Annotated in this window: 19 protein-coding genes; 8 read left to right on the top strand and 11 right to left on the bottom strand. The window is 75.0% G+C overall.

What is annotated here, in order from left to right; all coding sequences use genetic code 11:
- Positions 1-28 precede the first annotated feature (28 nt).
- Together ABZ881_RS01635 and ABZ881_RS01630 are read right to left on the bottom strand one after the other, a co-directional pair.
- A complete protein-coding gene (locus ABZ881_RS01635) occupies positions 29-1,585 on the bottom strand; it encodes a bifunctional UDP-2,4-diacetamido-2,4,6-trideoxy-beta-L-altropyranose hydrolase/GNAT family N-acetyltransferase (protein ID WP_358480927.1) in 1,557 nt (518 codons plus the stop codon).
- A gap of 4 nt (positions 1,586-1,589) precedes the next feature.
- Entirely contained in the window at positions 1,590-2,351 is a 762-nt protein-coding gene (locus tag ABZ881_RS01630) for a glycosyltransferase family protein (protein WP_358480925.1), read from the bottom strand.
- A gap of 35 nt (positions 2,352-2,386) precedes the next feature.
- On the opposite strand from ABZ881_RS01630, the gene pseB reads away from it, so the two are divergent.
- Genes pseB through ABZ881_RS01615 form a run of 3 tightly spaced genes read left to right on the top strand, consistent with a single transcriptional unit; the run spans position 2,387 to position 5,907 of the window.
- Positions 2,387-3,370 (top strand): UDP-N-acetylglucosamine 4,6-dehydratase (inverting), encoded by a 984-nt coding sequence (pseB, locus tag ABZ881_RS01625; protein WP_358480924.1) that lies wholly within the window; start codon positions 2,387-2,389, stop codon positions 3,368-3,370.
- The gene (locus tag ABZ881_RS01620) at positions 3,371-4,504 is read left to right on the top strand and encodes an aminotransferase class I/II-fold pyridoxal phosphate-dependent enzyme (RefSeq protein WP_358480922.1); all 1,134 of its coding nucleotides are present in this window, start codon (positions 3,371-3,373) and stop codon (positions 4,502-4,504) included.
- Positions 4,505-4,509: 5 nt separating this feature from the next.
- Positions 4,510-5,907, top strand: a complete 1,398-nt coding sequence (locus ABZ881_RS01615; RefSeq protein WP_358480920.1) for a lipopolysaccharide biosynthesis protein — start codon at positions 4,510-4,512, stop codon at positions 5,905-5,907.
- A gap of 85 nt (positions 5,908-5,992) precedes the next feature.
- Here ABZ881_RS01615 and ABZ881_RS01610 read toward each other — a convergent pair whose 3' ends face one another.
- The 3 genes from ABZ881_RS01610 to ABZ881_RS01600 form a co-directional block, all read right to left on the bottom strand.
- A complete protein-coding gene (locus tag ABZ881_RS01610) occupies positions 5,993-7,072 on the bottom strand; it encodes a hypothetical protein (RefSeq protein ID WP_358480918.1) in 1,080 nt (359 codons plus the stop codon).
- Between the two features lie 117 nt (positions 7,073-7,189).
- Positions 7,190-7,519, bottom strand: coding sequence for a DUF397 domain-containing protein (locus ABZ881_RS01605; protein ID WP_358480916.1), 330 nt, complete (start codon positions 7,517-7,519; stop codon positions 7,190-7,192).
- Between the two features lie 3 nt (positions 7,520-7,522).
- Positions 7,523-8,377: a Scr1 family TA system antitoxin-like transcriptional regulator gene (locus ABZ881_RS01600; protein WP_358480914.1), complete on the bottom strand. Its 855-nt coding sequence runs from the start codon at positions 8,375-8,377 to the stop codon at positions 7,523-7,525.
- Positions 8,378-8,705: 328 nt separating this feature from the next.
- On the opposite strand from ABZ881_RS01600, the gene ABZ881_RS01595 reads away from it, so the two are divergent.
- Positions 8,706-9,596, top strand: a complete 891-nt coding sequence (locus ABZ881_RS01595; RefSeq protein ID WP_358480912.1) for a glycosyltransferase family A protein — start codon at positions 8,706-8,708, stop codon at positions 9,594-9,596.
- On the opposite strand, the gene ABZ881_RS01590 is transcribed toward ABZ881_RS01595, so the two are convergent.
- The 5 genes from ABZ881_RS01590 to ABZ881_RS01570 all read right to left on the bottom strand — a co-directional run bounded on the left by ABZ881_RS01590 (position 9,586) and on the right by ABZ881_RS01570 (position 18,430).
- Positions 9,586-11,148, bottom strand: a complete 1,563-nt coding sequence (locus ABZ881_RS01590) for a hypothetical protein (protein WP_358480910.1) — start codon at positions 11,146-11,148, stop codon at positions 9,586-9,588. The genes ABZ881_RS01595 and ABZ881_RS01590 overlap by 11 nt on opposite strands.
- Positions 11,149-11,246: 98 nt before the next feature.
- On the bottom strand, positions 11,247-13,232 hold the full coding sequence (locus ABZ881_RS01585) for an arabinofuranosyltransferase (RefSeq protein WP_358480908.1): 1,986 nt from the start codon (positions 13,230-13,232) through the stop codon (positions 11,247-11,249).
- 5 nt (positions 13,233-13,237) lie between these two features.
- Positions 13,238-14,017, bottom strand: a complete 780-nt coding sequence (locus ABZ881_RS01580) for a class I SAM-dependent methyltransferase (protein ID WP_344024237.1) — start codon at positions 14,015-14,017, stop codon at positions 13,238-13,240.
- Between the two features lie 49 nt (positions 14,018-14,066).
- Complete coding sequence (locus ABZ881_RS01575) at positions 14,067-16,226, bottom strand: DUF6541 family protein (RefSeq protein ID WP_358480906.1); 2,160 nt, start codon at positions 16,224-16,226, stop codon at positions 14,067-14,069.
- A 128-nt stretch (positions 16,227-16,354) separates the two neighbouring features.
- Positions 16,355-18,430, bottom strand: coding sequence for a DUF6541 family protein (locus ABZ881_RS01570; RefSeq protein ID WP_358480905.1), 2,076 nt, complete (start codon positions 18,428-18,430; stop codon positions 16,355-16,357).
- Between the two features lie 154 nt (positions 18,431-18,584).
- Here ABZ881_RS01570 and glf point away from each other — a divergent pair, with 154 nt between their 5' ends.
- Positions 18,585-19,802: a UDP-galactopyranose mutase gene (gene glf / locus ABZ881_RS01565; RefSeq protein WP_358480903.1), complete on the top strand. Its 1,218-nt coding sequence runs from the start codon at positions 18,585-18,587 to the stop codon at positions 19,800-19,802.
- A gap of 81 nt (positions 19,803-19,883) precedes the next feature.
- Here glf and ABZ881_RS01560 read toward each other — a convergent pair whose 3' ends face one another.
- Positions 19,884-20,672: an IclR family transcriptional regulator gene (locus ABZ881_RS01560; protein ID WP_358480901.1), complete on the bottom strand. Its 789-nt coding sequence runs from the start codon at positions 20,670-20,672 to the stop codon at positions 19,884-19,886.
- A gap of 177 nt (positions 20,673-20,849) precedes the next feature.
- Here ABZ881_RS01560 and ABZ881_RS01555 point away from each other — a divergent pair, with 177 nt between their 5' ends.
- The 3 genes from ABZ881_RS01555 to ABZ881_RS01545 all read left to right on the top strand — a co-directional run bounded on the left by ABZ881_RS01555 (position 20,850) and on the right by ABZ881_RS01545 (position 24,013).
- Positions 20,850-21,962 (top strand): mandelate racemase/muconate lactonizing enzyme family protein, encoded by a 1,113-nt coding sequence (locus tag ABZ881_RS01555; protein WP_358480899.1) that lies wholly within the window; start codon positions 20,850-20,852, stop codon positions 21,960-21,962.
- The gene (locus ABZ881_RS01550) at positions 21,959-23,098 is read left to right on the top strand and encodes an iron-containing alcohol dehydrogenase (protein WP_358480897.1); all 1,140 of its coding nucleotides are present in this window, start codon (positions 21,959-21,961) and stop codon (positions 23,096-23,098) included. The genes ABZ881_RS01555 and ABZ881_RS01550 overlap by 4 nt, the downstream gene beginning before the upstream one ends.
- A 72-nt stretch (positions 23,099-23,170) precedes the next feature.
- Entirely contained in the window at positions 23,171-24,013 is an 843-nt protein-coding gene (locus tag ABZ881_RS01545; protein WP_358480894.1) for a hypothetical protein, read from the top strand.
- The last annotated feature ends 623 nt before the right edge of the window (positions 24,014-24,636 follow it).

Here is a 24,636-nt window from a genome sequence, read left to right as displayed (position 1 = left end):
GGCGAGCACCGGACGCTCCCGCACCCGATCAGAGGATGCGGCGCAGCGTCCGGAACCCCTCGCCGTCCGGCCCGGTGCCGTCGTCGACGTACCCGGCCCGCGCGAACAGCCTGGCGGAGGCGGCGTTGTCCCGGTGCACCACCGCGATCAACGGCGTCCCGGAGCCGGTCCGCTCCCGCAGCGCGTCCTCACCGGCCCGCAGCAGCGCCGCGGCCAGCCCACCCCCGCGGCGTTCCGGTGCGACGGTGATCGACACCTCCCAGCCGCGACAGTCCCGGTCCCAGCGGACGGTGCCGACGGGGCCCGTGGTGTCGGACACGACGAGCAGGTACCGGTCCTCGCGGTCCAGCGAACCGTCGAGCCAGCGCCGGTGGGTGTCCAGGTCGATCTCGTCGGCGGAGCGCGAGTTCCGGCGGGTGTCCGGGTCGTTGCGCCAGGCCAGGAGGAGCTCGGCGTCGGCGAGCGTCGCCGGGCGTGTGTGCAGCGCGGCGGTGGTGTCCTCGACGCGCGGATCCTGCCCGGCCCGCGCAGGGGACGTCCGGGCCAGGGGCACCGATCCCCGCGCACCCCCCACCCGCCGCACGGCGTCGGTGATCGCGTCCACGATCCGCCCCGCCCCCGCCCCGTCCACGACGGTCCTGGCCCGCCGGGCGAGCGCGTCCCGGGCGCCCGGATCGGTGAGCAGCCCGCGCAGCACCGCCCCCGCCTGTTCCGGCGCGGCGAGCTCACCGACCCCGCCGAGCCCCGCGGCGGCCCCGGCCGCGACGACCGTCCGGTACCCGTCGGTCTGGTTGTCGGCGGCGAGGACCAGCGCCATCGGGACGCCGACGCAGCACAGCTCCCACACGGTCGTCCCGGCCGCGCTGACCACCAGGTCCGAGCCCGCCATCGCGGCCGGGAGATCGGCCAGCGGGGCGACCGCGCGGAAGCACGCCGGACCGCCCGAGGGCAGCTCCGGCGACCGTCCCGGCGGCACGACGACGTCGACCCCGGCGGGCGCACCGGCCGCGTCGAGCGCGGCGACGACCCGGGGCAGCAGCCCGGCCGCGTCCGTCCCGCCCATCACGACCAGCACCCGCGGCGGATCACCGGCCGGGTGTCCGGCGTCCCGTTCCCGCCGCGCCCGCCGGGCGGCCGCCCGCAGCGGGGCGTAGGCGGGACCGCGGAGCAGGAGCGGGCTGCCGTCGTCGGGCCGGGGGTGCTCGTCGGCGCCCAGATTCGGATCGACGACGACGTCACCCGGCCGCCGTCCGGTGGCGAAGTCCTCCACGGTGGACAGCACGGTCCCGGCCGCGTTCAGCGGATCGCGCAGGTCGTCGCCCAGCAGGTAGTGGTCGACGTGCACGGCGTCGATCCGGTGCCCGCGGGCGAGCCCGGCCAGCGACCCGGCGTCGTCGGCGGGAGGCAGCACCGTCCGGGGCGGCCCGATGGCCGGCCCGGCCCACAGCCAGTCCAGCCCGTCGAGCCGGCCGGACCAGAGCACCTCGTGCCCGGCCGCGTCGGCGGCCTCGGCGACCGCCGCGCACCGGACGGCGTGCCCGACGCCGGTCGACGGTCCGGCGTCGCAGCGCAGCAGCAGACGCACCCGATCAGCCCTCCGCGAGGGACTTCTGGCGGACGTGCGCGTTGCGCTCCACCAGGTCCGGCCGCGACCGCAGCACCGACACCACCGACCGCCAGCCGGTGCGCCCGTCGAGCGCCTCGACCAGGCCCTGCAGGGCGTGCAGGTCGTCGGGGGTGTCCAGGGTCACCCGCAGGTCGTCCGCGGCAGGTGCGACGACGACGCCGAGGCACCGGAACCGGCCCGGGTCGCCGTAGAGGCCCGAGGTCACGTGCACCCGGTCGTACCCGGTGGCGCCGGCGTCCAGCGCGCGCAGTGCCGGCACGGTCGCGAGCTCGACGTCCAGGCCTCGCGGCAGCGTCCGGACCAGCGTGGTCGCCACGTAGTCGTGCTCCGGCGCCGACCGCCAGGTCGCGGCGACCAGGCCGACGAGGTCGGGATCGAGCAGCGGGCAGTCGGCGGTGAGCCGCACCACGGCGTCGCACGGGTGCTCGTCGGCGGCCTGCACGAACCGGGACAGCACGTCGTTCTCCGAACCGCGCACCACCCCGACGCCGAGCGCCGCGGCGTGCTCGGCGACGGCGTCGTCACCGGCCGCCGTGGACGTCGCGACCAGCACGTCGTCGATGCCGTGTGCGGCCCGGGCGGCGTCGACGACCCGGTCCAGCACCGGACGCCCGCCGAGCTCCCGCAGGACCTTGCCGGGGAGCCGGGTCGAACCCGTCCTGGCCTGAACGACCGCGTTGATCCGCACCTGCTGCCTTTCGTCCGGGTACCCGCGTGCCATCATGCCGGGCGGGAGAAATCCGCGGATCTGGAGGCGTGATGTCGGTTCTCAAGGGCTCGTCGGTCCTGGTCACGGGCGGGACGGGGTCCTTCGGCAAGGCGTTCGTGCGCACGCTGCTGGACCACTACGACCCGCGCCGGCTGGTCATCCTGTCCCGGGACGAGCTGAAGCAGTACGAGTGCCGGTCGCTGTTCGGTAACGACCCGCGGCTGCGCTGGTTCCTCGGTGACGTCCGGGACCGGGACCGGCTCAAGCGCGCCATGCACGGCGTCGACCACGTGGTGCACGCCGCCGCGCTGAAGCAGGTCGACACCGCCGAGTACAACCCGTTCGAGTTCATCCGGACCAACGTCGAGGGCTCGCAGAACGTCGTCGAGGCCGCGATCGACTCCGGGGTGAAGAAGGTCGTCGCGCTGTCCACGGACAAGGCGTCGTCGCCGATCAACCTCTACGGCGCGACGAAGCTGTGCGCAGACCGGCTGTTCGTGAGCGCGAACCACTACGCGGCCGCCTACGAGACGCGGTTCGCCGTCGTCCGGTACGGCAACGTGCTGGGCTCGCGCGGCTCGGTCGTCCCGCTGTTCAAGCGGCTCGCCGCCGAGGGCGCCTCGCTGCCGATCACCGACAAGCGGATGACCCGGTTCTGGATCACGCTGCCGGACGCCGTGAAGTTCGTCATCGACTCCTTCGACCGGATGCAGGGCGGCGAGCTCTACGTGCCGCGCATCCCGTCGATGCGGATGACCGACCTGGCCGAGGCCATCGCGCCCGGCGCGGCGACCCACGAGATCGGGATCCGGCCGGGCGAGAAGCTGCACGAGGAGATGATCGCCGCCGACGACTCGCGCCGGACGCTGCGGCTCGACGACCGCTACGTGGTCGAGCCCTACATCGCCGGCTGGGGCTACACCTCCCCGGCCGACGGCGAGCCGGTGCCGGACGGGCAGGCGTACCGCAGCGACACCAACGACCTGTGGCTGTCCCCGCAGCAGCTGCGCGAGATGGTCGAGGCGCTCGACTAGATGCTTCCCTACGGACGCCAGTCGATCTCGGCCGAGGACGTCGAGGCGGTCACCGCCGTCCTCGGCACCGACTGGCTGACCACCGGTCCCGCGGTCACCCGGTTCGAGGACGACCTGTCCGCGCACGTCGGCGGCAACCCGGCGGTCGCGGTCACCTCCGGCACCGCGGCACTGCACGTCGCCTACGCCGCGGCCGGTGTCGGGCCGGGCCAGGACGTCGTCGTGGCGCCGCTGACGTTCGTCGCGACGGCGAGCGCCGCAGCGCTGCTCGGCGCGAACGTGGTGTTCGCCGACGTCAGCCCGGACACCGGCAATCTCGACCCGGACGCCGCGAAGGCCGCGCTCACCCCGAACACCACCGTCGTGTCCGGTGTGGACTACGCCGGGCACCCGATCGACGCGGAGCCGCTGCGCGAGATCGCGCACGGCGCCGGCGCGCTGCTGCTGGAGGACGCCGCGCACTCGATCGGCGGCACCTGGCACGGCCGGCCGGTCGGTGACCTCGCCGACCTGACGACGCTGAGCTTCTTCCCGACCAAGAACCTCACCACCGCCGAGGGCGGCGCCGTCGTGTCGCCGCGGGACGATCTCGTCGCGGGGGCGCGCTCGTTCCGCAACCACGGCCTCGTCCGGGACAGGGCCGCCCAGCGGTTCCCGGACGAGGGGCCGTGGCACCAGGAGGTGCACGCGTTCGGGCTGAACTACCGGCTGCCCGACCTGCTCGCCGCGCTCGGCTCGTCGCAGCTGACCCGGCTCCCCGCGTTCACCGCCCGGCGCGCCGAGATCCACGCCCGGTACGACGCGGCCCTGGCCGACGTCGCCGAGGTGCGCACCCCGTCCCGGCGCGACGGCGCCGACCCGGCCTGGCACCTCTACCCGCTGCGGGTGCTCGACGGCCGCCGCCGCGAGCTGTTCGAGCACCTGCGCGGCAACGGTATCGGCGTGCAGGTCAACTACATCCCGGCGTACTGGCACCCGGTCTTCGCCGATCTCGGCTACCGCCGCGGCCTCTGCCCGAACGCCGAGGAGTACTACGCGCAGCAGATCTCGCTGCCGCTGTTCCCGGACCTGGCCGACGCCGACGTCGACCGGGTCGCCCAGCTGGTGCGGGAGTTCTTCGGGCACCGGGAATGAGCACGGTGAACGCGAGCAGGGAGGTGCTGGGCCGCGGTTCGCTCTACACCCTCGGGACGGTCGCGCCGATCCTGGCGAACGTCCTGGTCACCCCGGTCGTGACCCGGGTGCTCGGCCGCGGCGAGTACGGCGTCGTCGCGATCGGGCTGATCCTGGTGCAGGTCGGCGCGATGGTCGTCGGGTTCGGGCTGGCCGCGTCGATCACCCGGCACGGGATCCTGGAACGCTCCGGCGTCGCCGGGGCCCGCGCGCTGGTGCTGCAGGGCACCGCGCTGTCCGCCGTGCTCGTCGTCGCCGCGATGCTCACCGGGCCGCTGTGGGGGCCCGCGGTGCTGTCCGTGCCGTGGCAGCCCGGGCTGACCTGGGCGGCGCTGGCCGCCGCCGGGTTCGTCGCCGTGCTGAACGCCCAGTCGCTGCTGCGTGTGCAGGACCGGCCGGTGCCGTTCGTGGTGATGTCGGCCGTCGCCACGCTGGGCGGGCCGCTCACCGGGCTCGCCCTGGTCAGCTGGCACGCCAGCGACGCCGACGACTACCTGTTCGGCCTGCTGCTCGGCTACCTCGCCGCCGGGCTCGCCGGGCTCGCGCTGGCCGTGCACGGCGGCCGCCCGCGCAGCGAGCGCGGTGACCTGGTCAAGGCGCTGCGCGTCGGGCTGCCCGCGGTGCCGCACCTGGTCGCGCTGCTGCTCGTGCAGAACGCGCTGGTACTGATCGTGACCCGGTACTTCGGCCCGGAGGACGGCGGCCGGATGCAGATCGCGCTGCTGCTCGGCGCGGCCCCGGCGCTGATCGTGTCCGCGCTGAACAACGCCTGGGCGCCGGTCGTCTACCGGACCGCGCCCGAGGAGCGCGGCGCCGCACTGGAACGGACCGCCCGGGACGTCGCCGCGGTGACCGTCGCGCTGTCCGCCGGCGTCGCGCTGCTCGCGCCGTACCTGCTGCGCTTCCTCGCGCCCGCCGAGTTCGATCCGGTCGAGCTGGTCCCGGTCGCCGGGGTGACCGCGGTCGGCGCCGTCGTGAGCGTCGCGTACCTGGCGAACGTGCATCTGGTGTTCGCGTCCGGACGCAGCGGCGGGCTGGCCTTCGCCAGCCCGCTCAGCCTGGTCGCCGGGCTGGTCGTGGCCGTGCTGCTGGCCGGCACCGGATCGCTGACCGCGGTCACCGTCGGGTTCCCGGTGACGTACCTGGCGCTCGCCGTGGGGACGTCGCTGCTGCGCCGCCGGGTGTCGGAGACCCGCTGGCGGGAGGCGGTGCTGCTCGGGCCGATCGTCGCCGGGTTCGTGCTCTGCGGCGGGGCGGCGCTGCTCCCGGCGCAGGGGGCCGGCTGGCTGGCCGTCCGGTTCGGGCTGGCGGTGCTGCTGGGGATCGCGCTGCTGTGGCTGGTCCGGCGGATCTGGCGGCGCTGACCGGCGGCGGCGCGCGGGACCGCGCGTCGGGGCGCGGCCGGGCACCCGGTGGGCGCGGGTGCCGCCGCGGTGGCCCCGGCTCGGCTCAGGAGCGCGGGACGGCCTCCGCCGGATCCTCGGTCGTCACCGGCGTGGGGAGTCCCTTCGGCAGCGGCCGCGGCAGCGCCGCGAGCGGGTTGCGCAGCCACAGCATCGGGCTGAAGCTGCCCGCCGACATCGCCTGCGTGCTCTGCTCGGAGCGCTTCGTCAGGCCCAGCACCATCGCGGCCTTGGCCAGCGGCGACGCCGCGTAGTACTGGATCCCGGGGCCGATGTTCGGGGTGCGGCCCCAGCCCAGCGCGGCGCGCAGCGTGTCCGGCTCCAGCAGCGCGTCGGCGCCCAGCTCGCGGCGGGCCAGCGCGGTCGCCGCGGCGTCCGCCTCGGCGGCCCCGGTGTCCGGCCGCTGCCCGTTCGCCGGGTCGGCGGTGTGGAACTCCGGCCAGGTGGCGTGCAGCTCGTCGACCGCGGACGCCGACTGCGCGCCGAACGTCAGCGGATCGCCCCAGACGGCTGCCGGGGTGCCGATCGCGGCGGCATAGAGCACCGCGGTGGACAGCCGGTTCGACGACACCCGGCTCGCGTTGCCGATCAGATGCATGATCCGCAGCAGGAACCGCGGGTCGTCCCGGCGGCCGGCGGTGACCAGGCGGTGCCCGGCGTCGGCCCACGCCGAGGTGATCTCCGGATCGGTCAGGTCCTCGTGGTGCATGCACACCGTGGACGGCCCGTCGACCTTCGCGACCTGGCGGGCCAGGTCGGCGTGCGCGCCGGTGACCCGGACCAGCCGGGTGCCGTGGAACGGGACGAACACCGGGCCCAGCCGGTCCGAGCGGGACCAGCCCCGGGCCTGCAGCAGTCGTTCCAGGTACAGCACCGGGGCGCCGACCGGGGTGGTCGTGCGGGTCTCGTCGGCGGGGGACCAGCCGCGGCAGCCGTGCGACCAGACCAGCAGCCTGCGCTGCCGCGGGTCCGCACCCACGTGCGGGAAGTCGGCGAAGTGCGCGGCGACCGGGCTGGTCGCCGTCCAGCCGTGCTGCAGCAGCCCGGCGATGTGCCGGGGCCGGGACAGCCCCGCGTACGCGGCCAGCACCGCCGAGTGGCCGTAGTAGTGGTTCTGGATGTCCAAGGCCGTGCTCCGGATCGCTGCAGGTCGTCGTGTGGTCGGGCCGGGCGATCCTAACGAGGGGCGGTTGCGGCGACCGCGGCTGCCGGGGGCCGTGCCCCGCGACCGGGGCGGGCCCGGTCAGGCGACGGCGGTGTGCGGCAGGTCGAACTCGCCCGCCTCGACGCCGAGTCGGTAGGCGCTCCACTCGGCCGGGGTGAAGTGCAGCCGGTCGGGGCCGCCGGTGTGCAGCACGGCGCCGCCGTCGGCGGTGGGCTCGGCGACGAGCGGGGTGGCGCCGGAGCCGGTGAGGAACGCGGTCCACTCGGCCCGGGTCACGGAGAGGACGGGGCCGGTGCGGTCCTTGGTGTCACGGATCTCGACCCGGGGGCCGTGGAAGCGGATCTCGACGCAAGCGCTCTGGGCGTTCGAGAAGCTGCTGACGAACCAACCGCCCGCCTGCCCGGCCATCCGCTACAGCTCCTCGGCGTAGTCCTCGATCATGCGGACCGAGTCCTCCGCGGACAGTGTCAGCCGGAGGGCGTCGGACCAGGAAAACAGTACATCACGGACCTGTTCCGGCCGGTCCACTATGCGGCGCAGGGTGACCGCCTCGAGCCACGCGAGGGTCGGGAGGCGCGCACTGGCGAAGTCGATCAGGTACAGCGTGGAGGCGCCGATCAGGCTGCAGCCCGGCGAGGTGAAGGGCAGCACCCGGACCTGAATGGTCTTCGGGTGGGCGCGGAGCATCGCGGCGAGGTGTACGAGCTGGGCCCGGAACACCTCGCGCCCGCCGATCTGCTGCAACAGCGCGGCCTGGCCGAGCACCACCGTCAGATGGAGGGGGTCCTCGCCGGTGAGGCGTTCCTGTCGGCGCTGCCGCACCTCGACCCGCTGGTCGATGTCGATCGGGCGCATGTGGATCGACGCTTCCATCAGGGCACGGGTGTACTCCGGTGTCTGCAGCAGGCCCGGGACGATGCACTCGTAGCTGCGGATGCTCTGCGCACCGTGCTCCAGGCCGTGGTAGCGCTGCATCTCCTCGCCGTACAGCGCCGAGTACGCCGTCCACCACCCGCGCCCGCGGGACCGCTCCCGCAGCTCGAACAGCTCGGCCCGCTCGGCGTCGTCGTACTCCAGCAGGTCGAGCAGCAGGTCCAGCTTCTCCTCGGTCAGCGAGCGGCGCTCGTTCTCCACCGCCGACCAGTAGTTCCGGGTGAAGCCCAGCCGCGCGGTGATCGTCGCGACGTCGACCCCCAGCTCGATCCGGCGCTCCCGCAACCGCAACGACAGTTCCCAGCTCGCCACTGTCGGCGACGACGGAGCCACGCCTCTCACCTGCCTTCCCTCGGGTGTCCGCCAGCCTAGTCACCCCGGGCAACTGCTGTTACCGTAACTGAATTCGTGTCCGTGGATTCACCAGGGGTTGGGTCACATGCATGGGCGGTTCCTGCGGAGGCTGCGGCGCTCCACGACCGGGCGGCGCCCGTTCTGCCGGGGCGTCTGCCTCGGGTGCCGCTCCCGCCGCTGGGTCGATCCGCGCACCTTCCGCTGCCCCGGCTGCGCCGCGCGGACCCGGGGCGACGCCGACGCCGGGTGACACCGGATCGCAGAGGCCACCCGGGGCCGGCCGGCACCGCCCGTTACGGTCGGGCCCGTGCCTGCGCCGACCGTCGACGTCATGCTCCCGTTCTTCGGGGACCCGTACCTGCTGCGCCGGGCGGTCCGCAGCGTGCAACGGCAGGACCGCGCCGACTGGCGGCTCACCGTCGTCGACGACGGCTACCCCGACGACTCGATCGTGCCCTGGTTCGCCGGGCTCGACGACGACCGGATCCGCTACCGGCGCAACCCGCAGCGGCTCGGCGCGCAGGGCAACAACCGGTACTGCATCGAGCACGTCGAGCTCGAGTACTTCGTGATGATGGGCGCCGACGACCTGATGCTGCCGCACTACCTGGACACCGTGCTCGCGCTGCACGACCGGTGGCCCGGCGCCGCCGTCGTCCAGCCGGGGGTGTCGGTGATGGACGACCGGGACCAGGCCGTCCGGCCGCTCGCCGACCGGGTGAAGTCGCTGCTGGCGCCGTCCGGGTCGGGGCCGCGCGAGGTCGCGGGCGAGGATCTCGCGGTCAGCCTGCTGCGCGGGAACTGGCTCTACAACCCGTCGCTGTGCTGGCGGACGGCGGCGGTCCGATCGGTCACGATGCCGGAATCCGCGGACGTGTTCGACCTGGCGCTGCCACTGCAGGTGGTCGCCGAGGGCGGCTCGATGGTCGTCGACGACCACGTGTGCTTCCGCTACCGGCGGCACCGCACCAGCGACTCCGGCTCCGGCGCGGCCGCCGGGAACCGGTTCGCCGAGGAGCGGCGCTTCTTCGCGGCCGAGGCCGAGCGGATGACCGCGCGCGGCTGGCACCGGGCTGCGCGGGCCGCGCGGGTGCACGTGTCGTCCCGGCTGAACGCCGCCGTGCAGGTGCCGGGGGCGGTGCTGCGGCGCGATCCCGGGGCGCTGCGGGCGCTGGGATCGCACCTGCTCACCCGCTGAGACCCAGCAGCCGCTGCGCCCAGCGGGAGTAGGTCTGGTCGAACCGGCCGTCGGTGACGGCGTCGGCCTCGGCGCCCCGGCGTTCGATGGCGGTCCGCACCTGGTCGGCGATATCACGGTCGGCGTAGACCTGCTGGTAGTAGGCCGGTCGGGCCCGCAGAACGGCGACCAGCTCCCGATCACCGACCGCGGTCGGGAGGTCGGTGTTCCACGACGTGGTCTGCAGCCCCGGGGTCGGCCCGGTCGCGACGAGGACCGTCGGCTCGTCGGCGAGGAGCACATCGGTGGGGCTCGCGCCGTGCCCGATCCGCTCGTCGTTGAGGCCGATGTAGTCGGTCGCCCGCCAGCCGGAGAAGTACGGGATCGCGCCGGCGTCGGTCATGGCGACCGTCCGCCGGTCGGCCGGGACGTCGGTGTCCGCGAGCCCCAGACCGATGGCGATGTGGACCCGGCGGAGGTCCTCGCCGTAGTTCACCATCGTCGGTCCGTCCGGCTGCAGGAAGCCCGCCACGCTGGTCCAGCCGACGGCGACGGCGGCGCCCACCGCGGCCAGCCGCCGCCGTCCGACCGCGTCGATGGTCCGGGCGGCGGCCAGACAGAGCACCGGGAACCCGTGCCACGCGAACCGGGACAGGTAGTCCATCGCCGGAGCCGTGAGTGCCGGGATGGCGTAGAGCGCGACGCAGCTCGCGAGGGCCACCGCGACGACCGGGGCGGTCGACCGCCGGAAGAGCCCGGCGACGGCGAGCAGGAGCAACGGCAGCAGCAGCGCCAGGGTGGTGCGGATCCAGCGGCCGTCGGTCGCGGCCTCCACCCCGACCTTCACGTAGAAGGTGTTCGGCAGCGGATGCCCGAAGTACGACCAGCGCCATGCCGTGTAGGCGCCACCGATCGCGGCCGCCACGATCAACGCGGTCCAGGTGCGGTGGTCCCGCCGCCGCAGCCACGCCCACACGGCCAGCGGCGGTGCGACGGCGAGGATGCCGTCGGGGCGCAGCATCCCGGCGACCAGGAACAGTGCCGGGAGCTCCCATGATCGGACGGTGGCGTCCCGGTCCCGCAGCAGGCGGGCTGCGACGACGACCGCACGCAGGACCACCAGTGCGAACGGGGCCGTCTCCAGGCCACCGTCCACGTGTACCCAGGTCGGCAGGAAGAGCACGAACGCGCCGACCGCCAGTGCCGCGCCGGTGCGGGTGCGCGGTTCGGTCGCGAGGATCCCGACGATCGCCGCCGCGCACGTCGCGGCGGTCAGCTTCGAGACCACCGGCAGCGGGACGCCCAGCCATACCCAGGGGACGTGCCAGAGCATCCAGAGGAAGTTGGTGTAACCCTCGACCGGGTCGGCGCCGGGATTCCAGGTCGGCCCGAACCCGTTCGCGAGGTTCGCCGTGTACCGGTAGGTGATGTAGGCGTCGTCGACCGTCACCGACCAGCACGCCCAGACACCGACCGCGAGCGCGGCGAGTGCGGCGAGGAACAGTGCCGGCCGCGCCCGGACCGGGCGTGCGGGGGCGCTGCGCTCGGCGGGCGGGCGGGGGACGCGGAGCATGCGTGCAGTCTGCCCCGGTCGCGTTGCGGCGGTGTCAACCGGCGCCGGTCCGCGGAGCCGCCGGCCGGTCCGCCGGGCCCGTCGGACCGATCAGGGGGTCAGGGCACCGGCGGGGCCCCGGCCCGGACCAGCACCGCGTACGGCCCGACGTCGCGCCGCTCCCAGGCCGGATCGTCGAACAGCTGCGGGGCGAACGTCGCGGGCGGCGCCCCGGCGTCCGGGTCGGGGAACCGGTCCTCCGACGTCGGCAGCTGCAGCCCGCCGTCGGGTGCCCGGTCGAAGACGAACACCGACGGCGCCCGGAACCGGCTCGCGTCGAGCGCGGCGAGCAGCTGCCGGGGCCCGGCGGCGGTCGCCCAGCGACGCAGCTCGTCGGTGCGCGCCGGGAAGTCGGCGAGCGGGTTCGCGTACTGGGCGACCGAGGTCTGGAACGCGAAGTACGGGGTGTAGGTGAGGAGCGCCTGGTTCGCGCTCGCCAGCACCACCTCCCGCGGCGCGCGGCCGGTCAGCCCGTCGACCGTGCTGCGCAGCTCGCCGAGCCAGGCGTCGGCGTCGGCCGGGTCGCGGCTGCCGCCGGGCCGGGTGCCGTCGGGGCGGTGGTCCTGCGCGGTGCCCGCCCACGCGTAGGTCTCCGGGACGGACTGCACCTGGGCGACGACGGCGACCGCCGCCAGCACCGTGACCACCGCGACGGCGGGGCGGGTCCGGTGACCGGCGCCGCGCAGCCGCCGCAGCCCGTCGGCCGCCGCCCACACCGCGCCGCAGGCGAACGCCGCGGTGATGATCGGCTCGATCCGGAACGCCAGCAGCGTCGTCCCGGCGGCCAGCAGCAGCGTCGACAGCAGGTACCAGGCGTAGCCGCAGGCCGCGGTCACGCCCAGCGCGCGGGCGACCGGGGACCGGCCGGCGCGGGCCACGATCCACACCGTCCCCACCAGGCACAGCGCGCCGAGCGCGGTCGGTTCGAGCATCGGCAGCGGCCAGCGTGATCCGGTCTCGGCGAGGAAGTGCTGGCCGGCGCTGTAGGTGGGTTCGCCCGCCGACGCGGCCAGGTAGGGCAGCCAGTGCACGAGCGTGAGCGGCAGTGCGGCGGCGAGCACGACGCCGACGGTCGCCGCGAGCGGCACCGGCCGGGCGGACCGGGTGAGCAGGGCGTCGGCGGCGAGGACGGACAGCACGAACCCGGCGAACACCAGGATCTGGGTGTGCGTCACCGCGGCGATCCCGAGGACGACGCCCGCCAGCAGGGCGGTGCGCAGCCACGCCGCACCCGGGCGCCGGTGGACCAGGCGCAGCCCGAGCACCGCCAGCGGCGGCACGAGCGCGGCGGTCAGCCAGGAGTACGGGGTGTACGCGGCGAGCGTCGCCAGCCCGGCGAGCGTGGTCGCGACCGCGGCCCCCAGCGCCCGGCGGCGGGTGGTGATCAGCGACCACAGCGCGTAGGTGAGCACTGCGGTCACGGCCAGCGTCGCGATCGAGAACGCCTTGTGGAACGTCCACGCCTCCACGCCGAGCAGCGCCGCGGTGCGTCCGCCGATCCAGAACCAGGCGGCCGGGTAGTACGGCGGGAGATCGGCGTAGGCGAAGTCCGCGAGCCGGGCGGAGTCGGCGAAGCGGGTCAGGAACTGCACCCGGAACTGCTGGTCGCCGGACACCCCGAACAGGTAGTGCGGGGTGTTCGCCAGGAACAGCGCGAGCGGCCAGGCGGGCAGCGCGGCCAGCCCCACCCAGCTCAGCGGGACGGCGTACCGGGTGCTCAGCGCGGCGGCGGCGAGCAGCGCGGCGATCGCGGCGCCGCCGGACGCGGTGATCGCCAGCGCCACGTTCGAGCCGGCCGGGATCGGGAGGGCGTCGACCAGCAGCACGATCCCGGTCACCGCCGCGACGGCCACCACCGGGCCGAGGAACAGATCGGCGAGCGCGGCGAGCCGCCGGGGCGGGCCGGACGCGCTGCCGGCCGGGCCGCCGGGCGCGCTGCCGGGCGGATCACCACCCGGTCGCGCCGCCGAGCGGCGCCACGGTGCCGGTTCCGGACCGCTGTGCCGCCCGGGAGCACCCGCCCCGCCCCGCCCGTCGCCCGGCACCTCGGTCAGGCCGGCTTCTTCACCGCGACGACCAGGAACGCCTTCGAGATCGCCCACAGCGCGGGGAACCGGCGCAGCGCGCGCACCCCGGCCGAGTAGAGCGCGGAGCCGCCGCCCTCGGCGAGGCTGACGTCGCCGGGCACGGTGAACCGGGCGTCCAGCTCGGGACGCTGCGCCAGCAGCCTGCGCATCCGCAGGTAGCCGGGGGCGTAGCTGGCGTCGGTGTAGTCGCTGCCCCGGCCGGACAGCCGCAGGTAGCGGTTCGCCAGCGGCAGCGGCAGCCACGCCAGGAACGGCAGCGAGTAGTGCGCCTCGATCGGCCACCACCGGTTCGGCACCAGGATGTAGGCGACGCCGCCGGGCCGCAGGCAGGCCGAGATGCGCTCCAGCGCGTCCGGCTGGTCGTCGAGGTGCTCGAGGACGTTGTCGAGCACCGCCACGTCGAACGCGCCGGCGTCCGGGCCGTGCCCGAACTCGCCGATGCCCTGCACCCGGAAGGTGAAGTTGTCGGCGCCGCCCTCCTCCGCCAGCGTGTTCGCCCGGGCGGCGAGCGCGCCGTTCGGCTCGATGCCGACGACCTCGCGGCACAGGCCGGCCAGCTCCAGCGCCGTGTAGCCGTAGCCACAGCCGATGTCGGCGACCCGGCACTGCGCGAACGGGCGGTCCAGGAACGGCTCCGTGGTGATGGCGATCTGCTTGGCGAAGCCGGTGGCGAGCCTGCGGCGTTCCACCATGCGCAGGGAACGCTCGTACTCGGGGAGGTCGGTCTGGGGGTTCGGATCCACGGCGGGGATGTTCTCCGTTCGGCCGGTCGGGGCACCCACGGTACGAGGGTCAGGGTTGCGGCTCCGCGACGCCCTGCGGGTCGTCGCAGGCGGTCAGCCGCCACAGCGTGTTCGCACCGTCGGTGGCGACGAACTCGAACCCGTCGACCGGCTCGATGTCGTGCAGCCCGGGGTACCAGCGCGCACCGCCGTGCCACGGCCAGAACGTGATCGGCCCGCTGATCAGCCAGCCGACCCGGGTCGCCGCCGCGGCCGCGCACACCTCCGGATCGGACGCGGCGTCCCGCAGCCGGGCGGCGACCACCGTCTGGTCGGGGGTCCAGCTGCCGATCAGGTGCGGGAACAGGACCTCACGCCCGGTCAGCGGGTAGAGCAGCGAGTTCCCGGTGAACGGGTCGGCCGCCACCACCGCCCCCTCCGGCACGATCGTCCCGACCCGCTCCAGGAACTCGCGCTGGCCCGGTTCGAGCAGCGTGTCCCCGGGTTGCTGGTACGGGCCGGCCAGCACCGAGGCGTGCGTCGGGACGTACAGCCCGCCGGTGCCGGCCAGCACCAGCGCGGTGACGCCGGCGGTGAGCAGGGCCGGGACCCCGCGGCGGGCCGGTGCCGGACGGGCGAACCGCTGCAGCAGCGACCGCAGCAGCCCGGCGAGCGTGACGACGCCGAGCACCGCCAGTACGACGCCGGTGACCGGCACCATCGCGGCCAGCCGGAACGAGTCGTTGTACCAGGCGCCGGTCAGGCCGGCGGTGAGCGCGTCCTCCCGGGACGCCGCGAGCACGTACAGCGATCCCGCCGCCGCGTGCGCCGGGACCAGCCAGGACGTCGCGAACCGGCGGAGCGACACGACCGCGCCGACGAGCACCAGCGCCGCGAGCACCCACAGCGCGGGACGGACGTTCGTCGAGTGCAGCAGCACCTGCAGCACCGCCTCGGGCGTGCTGGTGAACGCCGGCCAGTCGAAGCTGCGCACCCCGGCGAGCAGCGGCGAGGCCACCATCAGCCAGACCACCAACGCGACCCCGCCGCCGGTTACCGCCAGCCCGGCCAGCGGCTGCCAGAACCGCCGGGTGGACAGCCGCCGCCGGGTCAGCGCGAGCAGCGACCACACCAGCGGGAACAGCACGAGCACGGCCAGGCTGAACACCGCGTTCGGGTGCGCGAAGCCGAGCGCCAGTACCCCCGCGGCACCGAGCGCGGCAGCGCCGCCGGGGCGCAGCACCGGATCCCGGGCCAGGCCCAGCAGCGCCGTCGCCACGGCCAGCACGGCCGGCAGCAACGCGACCCCGAGCAGGTTCGGCCACAGCACGCCGAACGCCATCAGCGCCCACGGGAACGCGGTGAACCCGGTCGCGAGCACCGGGGCGGCGAAGGCGGCACCCGCCGAGCGGCCGACGACGTGCCGGGTGAGCAGCAGCGCCGACAGCGGGAACACCACCGCGGCCACCGCCCACGCGGTCAGGTTCGCGGCGATCGGGACGCCCGAGCCGGAGCTCATCGCGACCAGCGCCACCAGGCCGTGCCAGGCGGCCGGGTAGAACGCCTCGGAGCTGGTCGGGCTGGTCAGCGTGCCCAGGGTCAGCGACGAGGCGTCCCCGGTCCCCAGGACGTGCGCGATCGCCGAGTAGTGGAAGACGGCGTCGTAGGTGGACGACAGCTGGTCCACCGGGCCGAACCCGAGCACCACGGTCAGCCAGGCGACGGCGGCCGCGACCGCGGTGCCGGCCAGGGCCGCGACGCCGGCGTGCCTGCCGTCCGGACCCTCGCGCTGCGCGGAGGTGCGCCACACCTGCGGCATGGCGGTGGTCAGCGGCTCGGGGGTGCGGGCGAACCGGCCGCGCGGGGTCTGCAGGCGCACCAGCGCGGCCCGCGCGCGGCGGGCCGGTTCCCAGGTCCGCAGCGCCGGGCCCCAGCCGCGGTGCAGCGCACTCCCGGCCGGGCGCCGGGCGAGGAACCCGTGGAAGACGACCACCAGCGCGGCCACCAGCAGCGCCGCACCGAGCGGGACCCACGGCCCCCACGGGATCCCGAGGAGCGTGCCGAGCACCGCCGACGTCGCGATCAGCGACACCGACACCAGCGGCGCCGCCCCCCACGCGGTGATCCCGCGCAGCCCGGACAGCCTGGTCACCAGCAGGCCCGGCACCAGCACCCAGAACACCACGGCGAGCGCGGCGGGCAGTGCGGACAGCCAGGTGGGCGTGGCCATCAGGGGGTCGCTGCTCCTCTCCCGGCGGCGGCCGCCGGCCGGCCCGGCGCTCCGGAGCGGTGCGTGACGGGTGCCGGAACCCTACCGGCGGACGCCCGGGGCCGCCGCGGGAGCACCCGTCCGGATGATCATGACCCGACGACCCGGCCGGCGTCGCAGGCGGTGATCCGCCAGAGTGCGTTGTCGCCGTCCTCGGCGAGCAGTTCGAAGCCGTCGGCCTCGTGCAGGTCGTCCAGACCGGGCCAGTTCGACGCCAGCGGGTCCGGCTCCCAGAACGTCGGCGGCGCCGTGATCACGTACCCGAGGCCGGTCTCGGCGACCGCGGCGCACACCGCGGGATCGGTGGACGCCTCCCGCAGCCGGTCGGCGATCAGCAGCTGGTCCTCCGACCACACCCCGGTCAGGTGCGGGTACAGCACCTGCCGGTCGGTCAGCGGCCACAGCATCGCGGTGCCGGCCCACGGGTTCTGCGCGACCACCGCGTCGGCCGGCAGCAGCTCGCCCGCGTAGCGGAGGAACTGCGCCTGCTCCGGGCCGACCAGCACCTGCTCCGGGGTCTGGTAGATGCCGGCGAGCTGGTCGATGTGCGAGCGCTGGTAGAGCCCGCCCGAGGTGACGACGACGGCGAGCACCCCGACCGCCACCAGCACCGCGGCCCGCGGTCGCGGCCACGCCTGCACCGACGGGGCGGCGCGGGTGAGGGCGTCCCGCGCGACGCAGGCCACCCGGCGGGCCAGCGAGCACAGCGCGACCAGGCCGAGCGCGGCCAGCGGCGCCGCGGTGACCGGGACCAGCGCGGCGATCCGGGGCGCGTCGTTGTACCAGACCCCGGTCCACACCGAGGACCACGTGCTCGCCCCGATGATGTAGAGCGTGCACACCAGCACGTGCGAGGGCACCAGCCAGGCCGTGCGCGAGCGGCGCAGCGCGACGATCGACCCGGCCACCGTGAGCAGCGCGATCGACCAGGCCGGGTCGTTGCCGTCCGGGCTGTGCAGCAGCGCGTTGCGCACCGCCCCGAGGAAGCCGACCTGCGGCTCCCAGTAGTAGCCGCGGATGCCGTCCAGGATCGGCGAGACGAACATGAACCAGGCCAGCCCGGCGCCCACCGCGGCGACCACCGGCACCGTCGCCAGCGTCCGCAGGTTCGCCCGCAGGCCCGACCGCAGGCTGCGCCGGACCGCGCCGGCCAGTCCCCACAGCACCGGCGGGACGGCCACCACGACCAGGCCGAACAGCGCGTTCGGGTGGGCGAAGCCGAGGGCCGGCACGGCCGCGGCGACCGGGAACCAGCGGGCGACCCGGCCCGGCGGGTAGGGGCCGCGGCGCGCCGGGCTGGCCGGGGCGGTGCCCAGCCCGGGGCGGGCCGCGATCGCCACCGTCGCCAGCGCCGCCGGGATCAGCGCGACACCGAGCAGGTTCGGCCAGAGCGCGCCGTAGGTGACCAGCGTCCAGGGGAACGCGATGAAGCCGAGCGAGAGCACCGGCGCGGCGAGCGCGGCGCCCGCGGAGCGGCCGACCAGGGTGCGGACCAGCAGCAGCACCGACAGCGGCCAGATCAGCAGCGTCGTCACCAGTGCGACCACGTTCGACGCGACGACGATCTCGCCCGGACCGGGGGTCAGCGGCACCACCAGGGACACCACGTCGTGCCAGGCCGACGGGTAGAAGCCGGGAGAGTTCACCAGCCCGCCGACGGTCAGCGACGACGCGTCGGCGGTGTTCAGGATCCGGGCGACCGCGTTGTAGTGGAAGTTCGAGTCGAACGTCTGGGACAGCGCGTCCGGCCGGTCCATCCCGCGGATCGCGGCCCGGAAGCCCAGCACCCAGGCGATCAGCATGCCGCCGAACGCGGCCAGCCCGGTCCACCGCCGGTCCGGCCCGCCGGTGCGCAAGGCCTCCCAGGCGCTCGCCGTCCGTTCCCGGACGCGGGCCGGTGTCGGCAGCAGCGGGCGCCGGGCCACCAGCCGCCGCGTCCCGACCACGACGAGCGCGAACAGCGCGGCCGTCGCGACCGGCACCATCCCGCTCCACGGGACGCCCAGCAGGCTCGCGGCCACCGCGGATCCGGCGATCAGTCCGACCGACAGCAGTGGCGCCGCACCCCACGCGGCGATCCCGCGCAGGCCGGCGGCCACGCCGACGGCCAGCCCGGGCAGGATCACCCAGGCCGCGGCGAGCAGCACCAGGGGAACCGCGGACAACCAGCTCACAGCGGCCCGATTCCTCCCCGTCCTCCGATGGCCAAGGGGCCGATACTCAGCGGGAATGCCGGATACGTCCGCTTCTGCGGCCCGTCTGAGAGGGTACCGAAGCCGCTCGGTGCCCTCCATCATGGCTGCCCTACCCTCGTGGCTCGTGAGCTTCAGTCGCGACCTCGCAGGACACGACCTCGCCGGCTACGACCTGATCGTCGTCGGGTCCGGGTTCTTCGGCCTGACCGTGGCCGAGCGGGTGGCGCAGGGCCTCGGGAAACGGGTGCTGGTGCTGGAGCGCCGCAACCACATCGGCGGCAACGCCTACTCGGAGCCGGAGCCGGAGACCGGGATCGAGATCCACCGCTACGGGGCGCACCTGTTCCACACGTCCAACGAGCGGGTCTGGGAGTACGTGAACCGCTTCACGTCCTTCACGAACTACCAGCACCGGGTGTTCGCCCGGGTCGGCGAGCAGGTCTACGCCTTCCCGATGAACCTGGCGCTGATCAACCAGTTCTTCGGGAAGGCGCACAGCCCGGACCAGGCGCGGGAGCTGATCGCCGAGCAGTCCGCCGAGGTGGAGACGGGCACCGCCGCGAACCTCGAGGAGAAGGCGATCTCGCTGGTCGGGCGCCCGCTCTACGAGGCGTTCGTCAAGGGCTACACGGCCAAGCAGTGGCAGACCGACCCGCAGAACCTGGACGCGTCGATCATCACCCGGCTGCCGGTCCGCTACACCTACGACAACCGCTACTTCAACGACACCCACGAGGGCCTGCCGGTCGACGGCTACACCGCGTGGCTGGAGCGGATGGCCGACCACGCGAACATCGACGTCGTGCTGGAGACCGACTTCTTCGAGGTCCGCGACCGGCTCCCGGTGGACGTCCCGGTCGTCTACACCGGGCCGCTGGACCGCTACTTCGACAACGTCGAGGGCGAGCTCGGCTGGCGCACCCTGGACTTCGAGATGTCGGTCGAGCCGACCGGCGACTTCCAGGGCACCTCAGTGATCAACTACAACGACGCCGACGTCCCCTTCACCCGGATCCTCGAGTTCCGGCACATGCACCCGGAGCGGGACTACCCGAAGGACAGGACGGTGATCGTGCGCGAGTACTCGCGTGCCGCCGAGGCCGGGGACGAGCCGTACTACCCGGTGAACACCCCGGACAACCGGGCCAAGCTGGAGCGCTACCGGGAGCTCGCCCGCAAGGAGACCGCCAACCGCAACGTGCTGTTCGGCGGGCGGCTGGGGACCTACAAGTACCTCGACATGCACATGGCCATCGGGTCGGCGCTGACGATGTACGAGAACCGGCTCGTCCCGCACCTGACCGAGGGCAGGCCGCTCTCCGGGACCGACGCCGAGGACTGAGCCGGTTCCGGGTGTGACCGTCCGCGTTCCGCGGAACGCGGGCCCCGATCCCCGGCCGGCTCGCGGGGTCGCCCGGCGCCCTCACCCCGCGCCCGGCGCCCAGCCCAGCTCCGCGGACACCGCGCGGGCCGCGGCGGCCGTCGTCCGGCCCAGCTCACCGAGCCGGTCACCGATCCGACCGCTCGGGCCGATCACGTTGATCGCCGCGACCACCCGGCCGCGGAAGTCCCGGACCGGGGCCGACACCCCGGACACCCCGGGCTCGAACTCCTCGCGCACCTCGGCCCAGCCGTGTTCGGCGGCCTCCCGGATCGCCTGCCACAGCTGCGGCACCGTCCGGGCGGTCGCGTCCGGATGGCCGGGTACCAGATCGTCGACCGCGCCGAACCGCACGTACAGCTCGTCCGGGGTGGCGTCGGCGAGCAGCACCCGCCCGGCGGAGGTGCACGCCAGCGGCGCGCGGTGCCCCTCCCAGCCGGATGTGCGGTACGAGTGCCCGGACACGGTGCGCACGGTGAGCAGCGCGTCGTCGCGCAGCACGCACAGGTGCACGGTCTCCTCGGTCGCCACCGCGAGCCGGTGCAGCACCGGCTCCGCGACGCCGGTGAGCCGGCCGTCGGCGCCCCGGGCGACCAGCGAGAACAGCCGCCAGCCGAGCCGGTAGACCAGGCTGTCGGCGTCCCGCTCGACCAGCCCGGCGTCGGCGAGCGCGCGCAGCGTCCGCGACACCTGGCTCTTCTCCCGGCCGGTCAGCCGGGCGACCTGCGCGACGCCCAGGCCGCCGGTGCGGTGCGCCTGCGGCGAGGCCAGCGCCTCCAGCAGGTCGATGTCGCGGGCCAGCCCGTGCCCGGTGTGCGGCGCCTGCGTCACCCTCCGACAGTAGCCGGGACGTGCGGGGTTGCCCGCAGCGCAACGACGGTTGCGATGTCCGGACCGACCTGGTCGGCCGACGCGATCCGGCCTAGCGTCGGCGCCGACCGGCCCGGGGTGCGAACCCCCCGATCACGCCCCGGGCCGGCACCTGCCGCCGTCCCCGACCGGGAATCCATGAAGATCACCGACATCACCCTGGACCGCCTGCGGCTGCCGCTGGACCCGCCGCTGCACGCCGCGTGGGACCCGGTCCCGCGACGCGTCTTCGACGCCACGATCGTGCGGGTGCACACCGACGCCGGTCTCGTCGGCATCGGCTCCGGCGACACGATGGACGGCTTCGACGCCTTCCGCGACCTGTTCGTCGGCACCGATCCGCTGGCGATCGCCCGGCACGTCCGCGCCATCGAGACCTGCACTTTCCACGGCGGCAACTACTGGCCGCTGGAGGCCGCGCTCTGGGACCTCGCCGGGCAGGCCGCCGGGCTCCCGGTCGCGACCCTGTTCGGCGGCGCCCGCGACCGGGTGCCCGCCTACGCGTCGTTCTGCGTGCCGCGACCGGCCTCGCAGCGGGTCGAGGTCGCGCACCGGGTCGCCGAGGAGGGCTTCCGCGCGGCGAAGATCCGGATCGACCGGGACCGGATCGACGAGGGCGTCGCCACCGTCGCGGCGGTCCGGACCGCGCTCGGCGACGACTTCACGATCATGGTCGATCTCAACCAGTCCTGGCGGATGGCCGGCGACATCGCGCCCGCGACCGACCTGGCCGGCACCCGCAGGCTGGTCCGCCGGCTCGCCGATCTCGACGTCTTCTGGGTCGAGGAGCCGCTGCCCTACGCCGACGTCGACGGCTTCCGCACACTGCGCGCCGAGAACCCCGGCCTGCGGATCGCGGCGGGGGAGATGGCGCACTCGGTGCCGGAGATCGTGGACTGGATCCACCGCGACGTCCTCGACGTCTACCAGATGGACGTCGTCCTCTCGGTCGGCATGAGCCGGGCCCGCACCCTCGCCGAGCTGGCGATGCTGCGGCACCGCGCCTTCACCCCGCACAGCTGGACCAACGGCATCGGGGTGCTGGCGAACCTGCACGTCGCGGCCGGCGTCGGCGGCGGGCCGTGGTTCGAGTTCCCGTACGACCCGCCGGACTGGACGCCCGCCCGCCGGGACTTCCCGCTGGTGTCCGGCCCGGTCGTCGGCGGCGACGGCACGATCGCCGTGCCGTCGCCGCCCGGCCTGGGCGTCGTGCTCGACGAGGACGCAGTGCAGCGGTGGCGGATCACATGAGCACCGGGTTCTCGATCGCGCCGTCCTGCGCGCTGGAGTTCGGTCCCGGCGCGGTCTCCCGGCTGTCCGCCCTGGTCGACGGGCTGGGCGCGGACTCGGCGTTCGTGGTCACCGACGCCGGCCTGCGCGGCACCGGCATCGTCGACCGGGTGCTCGGCGGGCTCACCGCGGACGGCCTGCGCACCGGGGTGTTCGACGGCATCGGGCCGAACCCGTCCACCACGGTCGTCGACGCCGGCGCGGTCGCGCTGCGCCGGTTCGGGCCGTGCGTGGTGATCGGCCTCGGCGGCGGATCGGTGCTCGATGCGGCCAAGGGCATCGCCCTGCTCGCCACCCACCCCGACGCGCACGCCACCGACCCGCTCTGGGACTCGCCCGTCGACGGGCTGCCGCTGGTCGCCGTCCCGACGACCGCGGGCACCGGGGCCGAGACGAACGGGTTCGGCGTCGTCGAGGACACCTGCGCCCGGCGCAAGATCTACCTCGGCCACCCGTCGGTGCGGCCGCGGGTCGCGGTGCTCGATCCGGAGCTGACGCTCGGCCTGCCCGCCGCGATCACCGCCGCCACCGGGTTCGACGCCCTCGTGCACGGCGTCGAGTCGCTCGCCTCGCGCGGCGCGAACCCGGTCTGCGACGCGGCCGCGGCGCAGGCCGTCGCACTGGTCGGGCGGTGGCTGCCGGTCGCCGTCGACGACGGCACCGACCTCGACGCCCGGTCGCAGCTGCTGCTCGGGGCGCACCTGGCCGGGCAGGCACTGACCGTGTCCGGGCTGGGGCTCGTGCACGGCATAGCGCACGCCGTCACCGCGCACCTCGGCACCCCGCACGGGATCGCCCTGGCCGCGGTGAACGAGCAGGTCATGCGCTACAGCGCCGACGCGGCCGCCGCACCGTACGAGCGGGTGCGCCGGGCGCTGGACGGCGCGACGCCCCCCGCCGGCCCGGCTCCCGCGATCGACACCGTCACCGCGCTGGCCGAGGGCATCGGCGTCCGCCGCACGCTGCGCGAGCTGGGCGCCGCCCGCGACCTGCTGCCGGTACTGGCGGCCGCCGCCGTCGCCGATCCGGTCACCGCCAACGCCCCCCGCCCCCCGAGCGAGGCCGACGTCCGGGACATCCTCGACGCCGCCTGGTGAGAGGTGCACCGGTGCACCCCCGCGCCCGCCGGAACAGCGCCGGTGTACCCCTCGCCGGACTAGGGTGCCGGGGTGCGGTGGTGCTGGGCGGTGCTGGTGGGGCTGGTGCTGGTTGCGGGCTGCTCGACGGGTGCGGGCGGGGCACCGGTGAGCCCAGGGCCGGTGAACTCCGCGCCGGCGAGCCCGGGGCCGGTGAACGCAGGCCCGGCGATCGCGTCCGTCGACACGACCGGGGCGCCGCTCCCGGCCGCGGTGACCGACACCGCCCGGGTGCTCGACGCCGCGCTGTCCTCCGGCGATCCCACCCCGGTCCGCGACCGGTACAGCCCGGCGCCGGGCGCGGCGTCCTGGACGGTCGTCGCCGATCGGCTCAGCGACCCGGCGAACCAGGCGAAGCTCGCGTCCGCGCTGCGGAACCCGCCCGAGCCGCGGCCGGAGATCGCCTACCTGTTCAGCGACGGCGACCACGGGTTCGGGCTGACCGCCGACGGCCGGCTGGCGTTCGTCGGCGTCGGGCAGCGCGCACCGGGCGCTGCGACCGGGACGCCGGCGCCGAGCGGTCAGCCGTACTGGGCCGGGCGGTCCTACGGCCACGGGCGCTCGCTGGACGCCGACCCGTCCGGCACCGGCCTGCTGACCTTCCGCACCTACGAGACCTGCCCGTCGCAGCGGCCCGGGGTGCCCTGCGAGCCCGACGGCCCGCAGCAGGTCGGCCGGGTCGAGGTGCTGATCTACGACGTCGGCGGCGGGCCGTGGGTGGCCGAGGTCGTGACCAGCAACGACGAGCCGGAGTTCCCGGTCGGCGACCTGCTGCCGGTCGAGGAGCCCGCACCGGGCGTCGTGCTGCTCGGCAGCGGCGACCGGACGCTGGTGTTCTGCAAGGACGGCGTCAGGCACGACGGCTGCGGCGCCTGAGCCAGCGGGGCAGCCAACCCGCCACGGCGTGCTGTGCCACCTCCACGCATCCCTCGATGGCGGTCACGAAGAGGTACGTGACGCCCCGCATCCACAGCGGATCGGCCCGCCGCTCCGGCCCGCACCGGACTCGCCCCGGAGCACGAACAGATCGTCGCTGATCGACCGCAGCAGGCGGGCGAGCCGCGCCTCATCGACCATCCCGGCTCCTCATCGAGTCCAGGAACTCCCGGTACGCCCGGATGATCCGGGGAAGCTCGTCGAGATAGATCTCGCGGGTGGTCGCCACCCATCGCACGCGGGCGGGGGGATCGTCGTCGAACAGCAGCTCGTCGTGCAGCGCGACCCGCCGGCGGCCCGGTTGCCGTGCACGAACGCGAACCGCGCGCCGGCCGACCGCAGCACCGCGACGGCGGCGTCCCGGAGCTCCTGCTCAGCGCCGGACACCCGGCCAGTCTTCACCATGCGGGGGAGCGCCCCCAGCAGGCCGGGCGCGGCCCGACCGACCCCGGCGAAACGGACGTACCACCCCGGATCGGCGGCGCGCCCGACCGCCTCCCGGAGCGCCCGCGACCCGCGGCTACGCTCGGGCGACCCGACCGGGCCGAGCGACGCGGCCGCCC

The organism is Pseudonocardia sp. NPDC046786, from assembly GCF_040645415.1.
GTDB lineage: Bacteria > Actinomycetota > Actinomycetes > Mycobacteriales > Pseudonocardiaceae > Pseudonocardia > Pseudonocardia kongjuensis.
This window is presented reverse-complemented; position numbering and strand designations above follow the sequence as displayed.

What these genes read in the sequence shown, in the direction of transcription:
- ABZ881_RS01630 (WP_358480925.1), bottom strand. Translation starts at nt 2,351, where the DNA reads ATGATGGCACGCGGGTACCCGGACGAAAGGCAGCAGGTGCGGATCAAC.
- pseB (WP_358480924.1), top strand. Translation starts at nt 2,387, where the DNA reads ATGTCGGTTCTCAAGGGCTCGTCGGTCCTGGTCACGGGCGGGACGGGG.
- ABZ881_RS01620 (WP_358480922.1), top strand. Translation starts at nt 3,371, where the DNA reads ATGCTTCCCTACGGACGCCAGTCGATCTCGGCCGAGGACGTCGAGGCG.
- ABZ881_RS01605 (WP_358480916.1), bottom strand. Translation starts at nt 7,519, where the DNA reads ATGGCCGGGCAGGCGGGCGGTTGGTTCGTCAGCAGCTTCTCGAACGCC.
- ABZ881_RS01590 (WP_358480910.1), bottom strand. Translation starts at nt 11,148, where the DNA reads ATGCTCCGCGTCCCCCGCCCGCCCGCCGAGCGCAGCGCCCCCGCACGC.
- ABZ881_RS01575 (WP_358480906.1), bottom strand. Translation starts at nt 16,226, where the DNA reads ATGGCCACGCCCACCTGGCTGTCCGCACTGCCCGCCGCGCTCGCCGTG.
- ABZ881_RS01555 (WP_358480899.1), top strand. Translation starts at nt 20,850, where the DNA reads ATGAAGATCACCGACATCACCCTGGACCGCCTGCGGCTGCCGCTGGAC.
- ABZ881_RS01550 (WP_358480897.1), top strand. Translation starts at nt 21,959, where the DNA reads ATGAGCACCGGGTTCTCGATCGCGCCGTCCTGCGCGCTGGAGTTCGGT.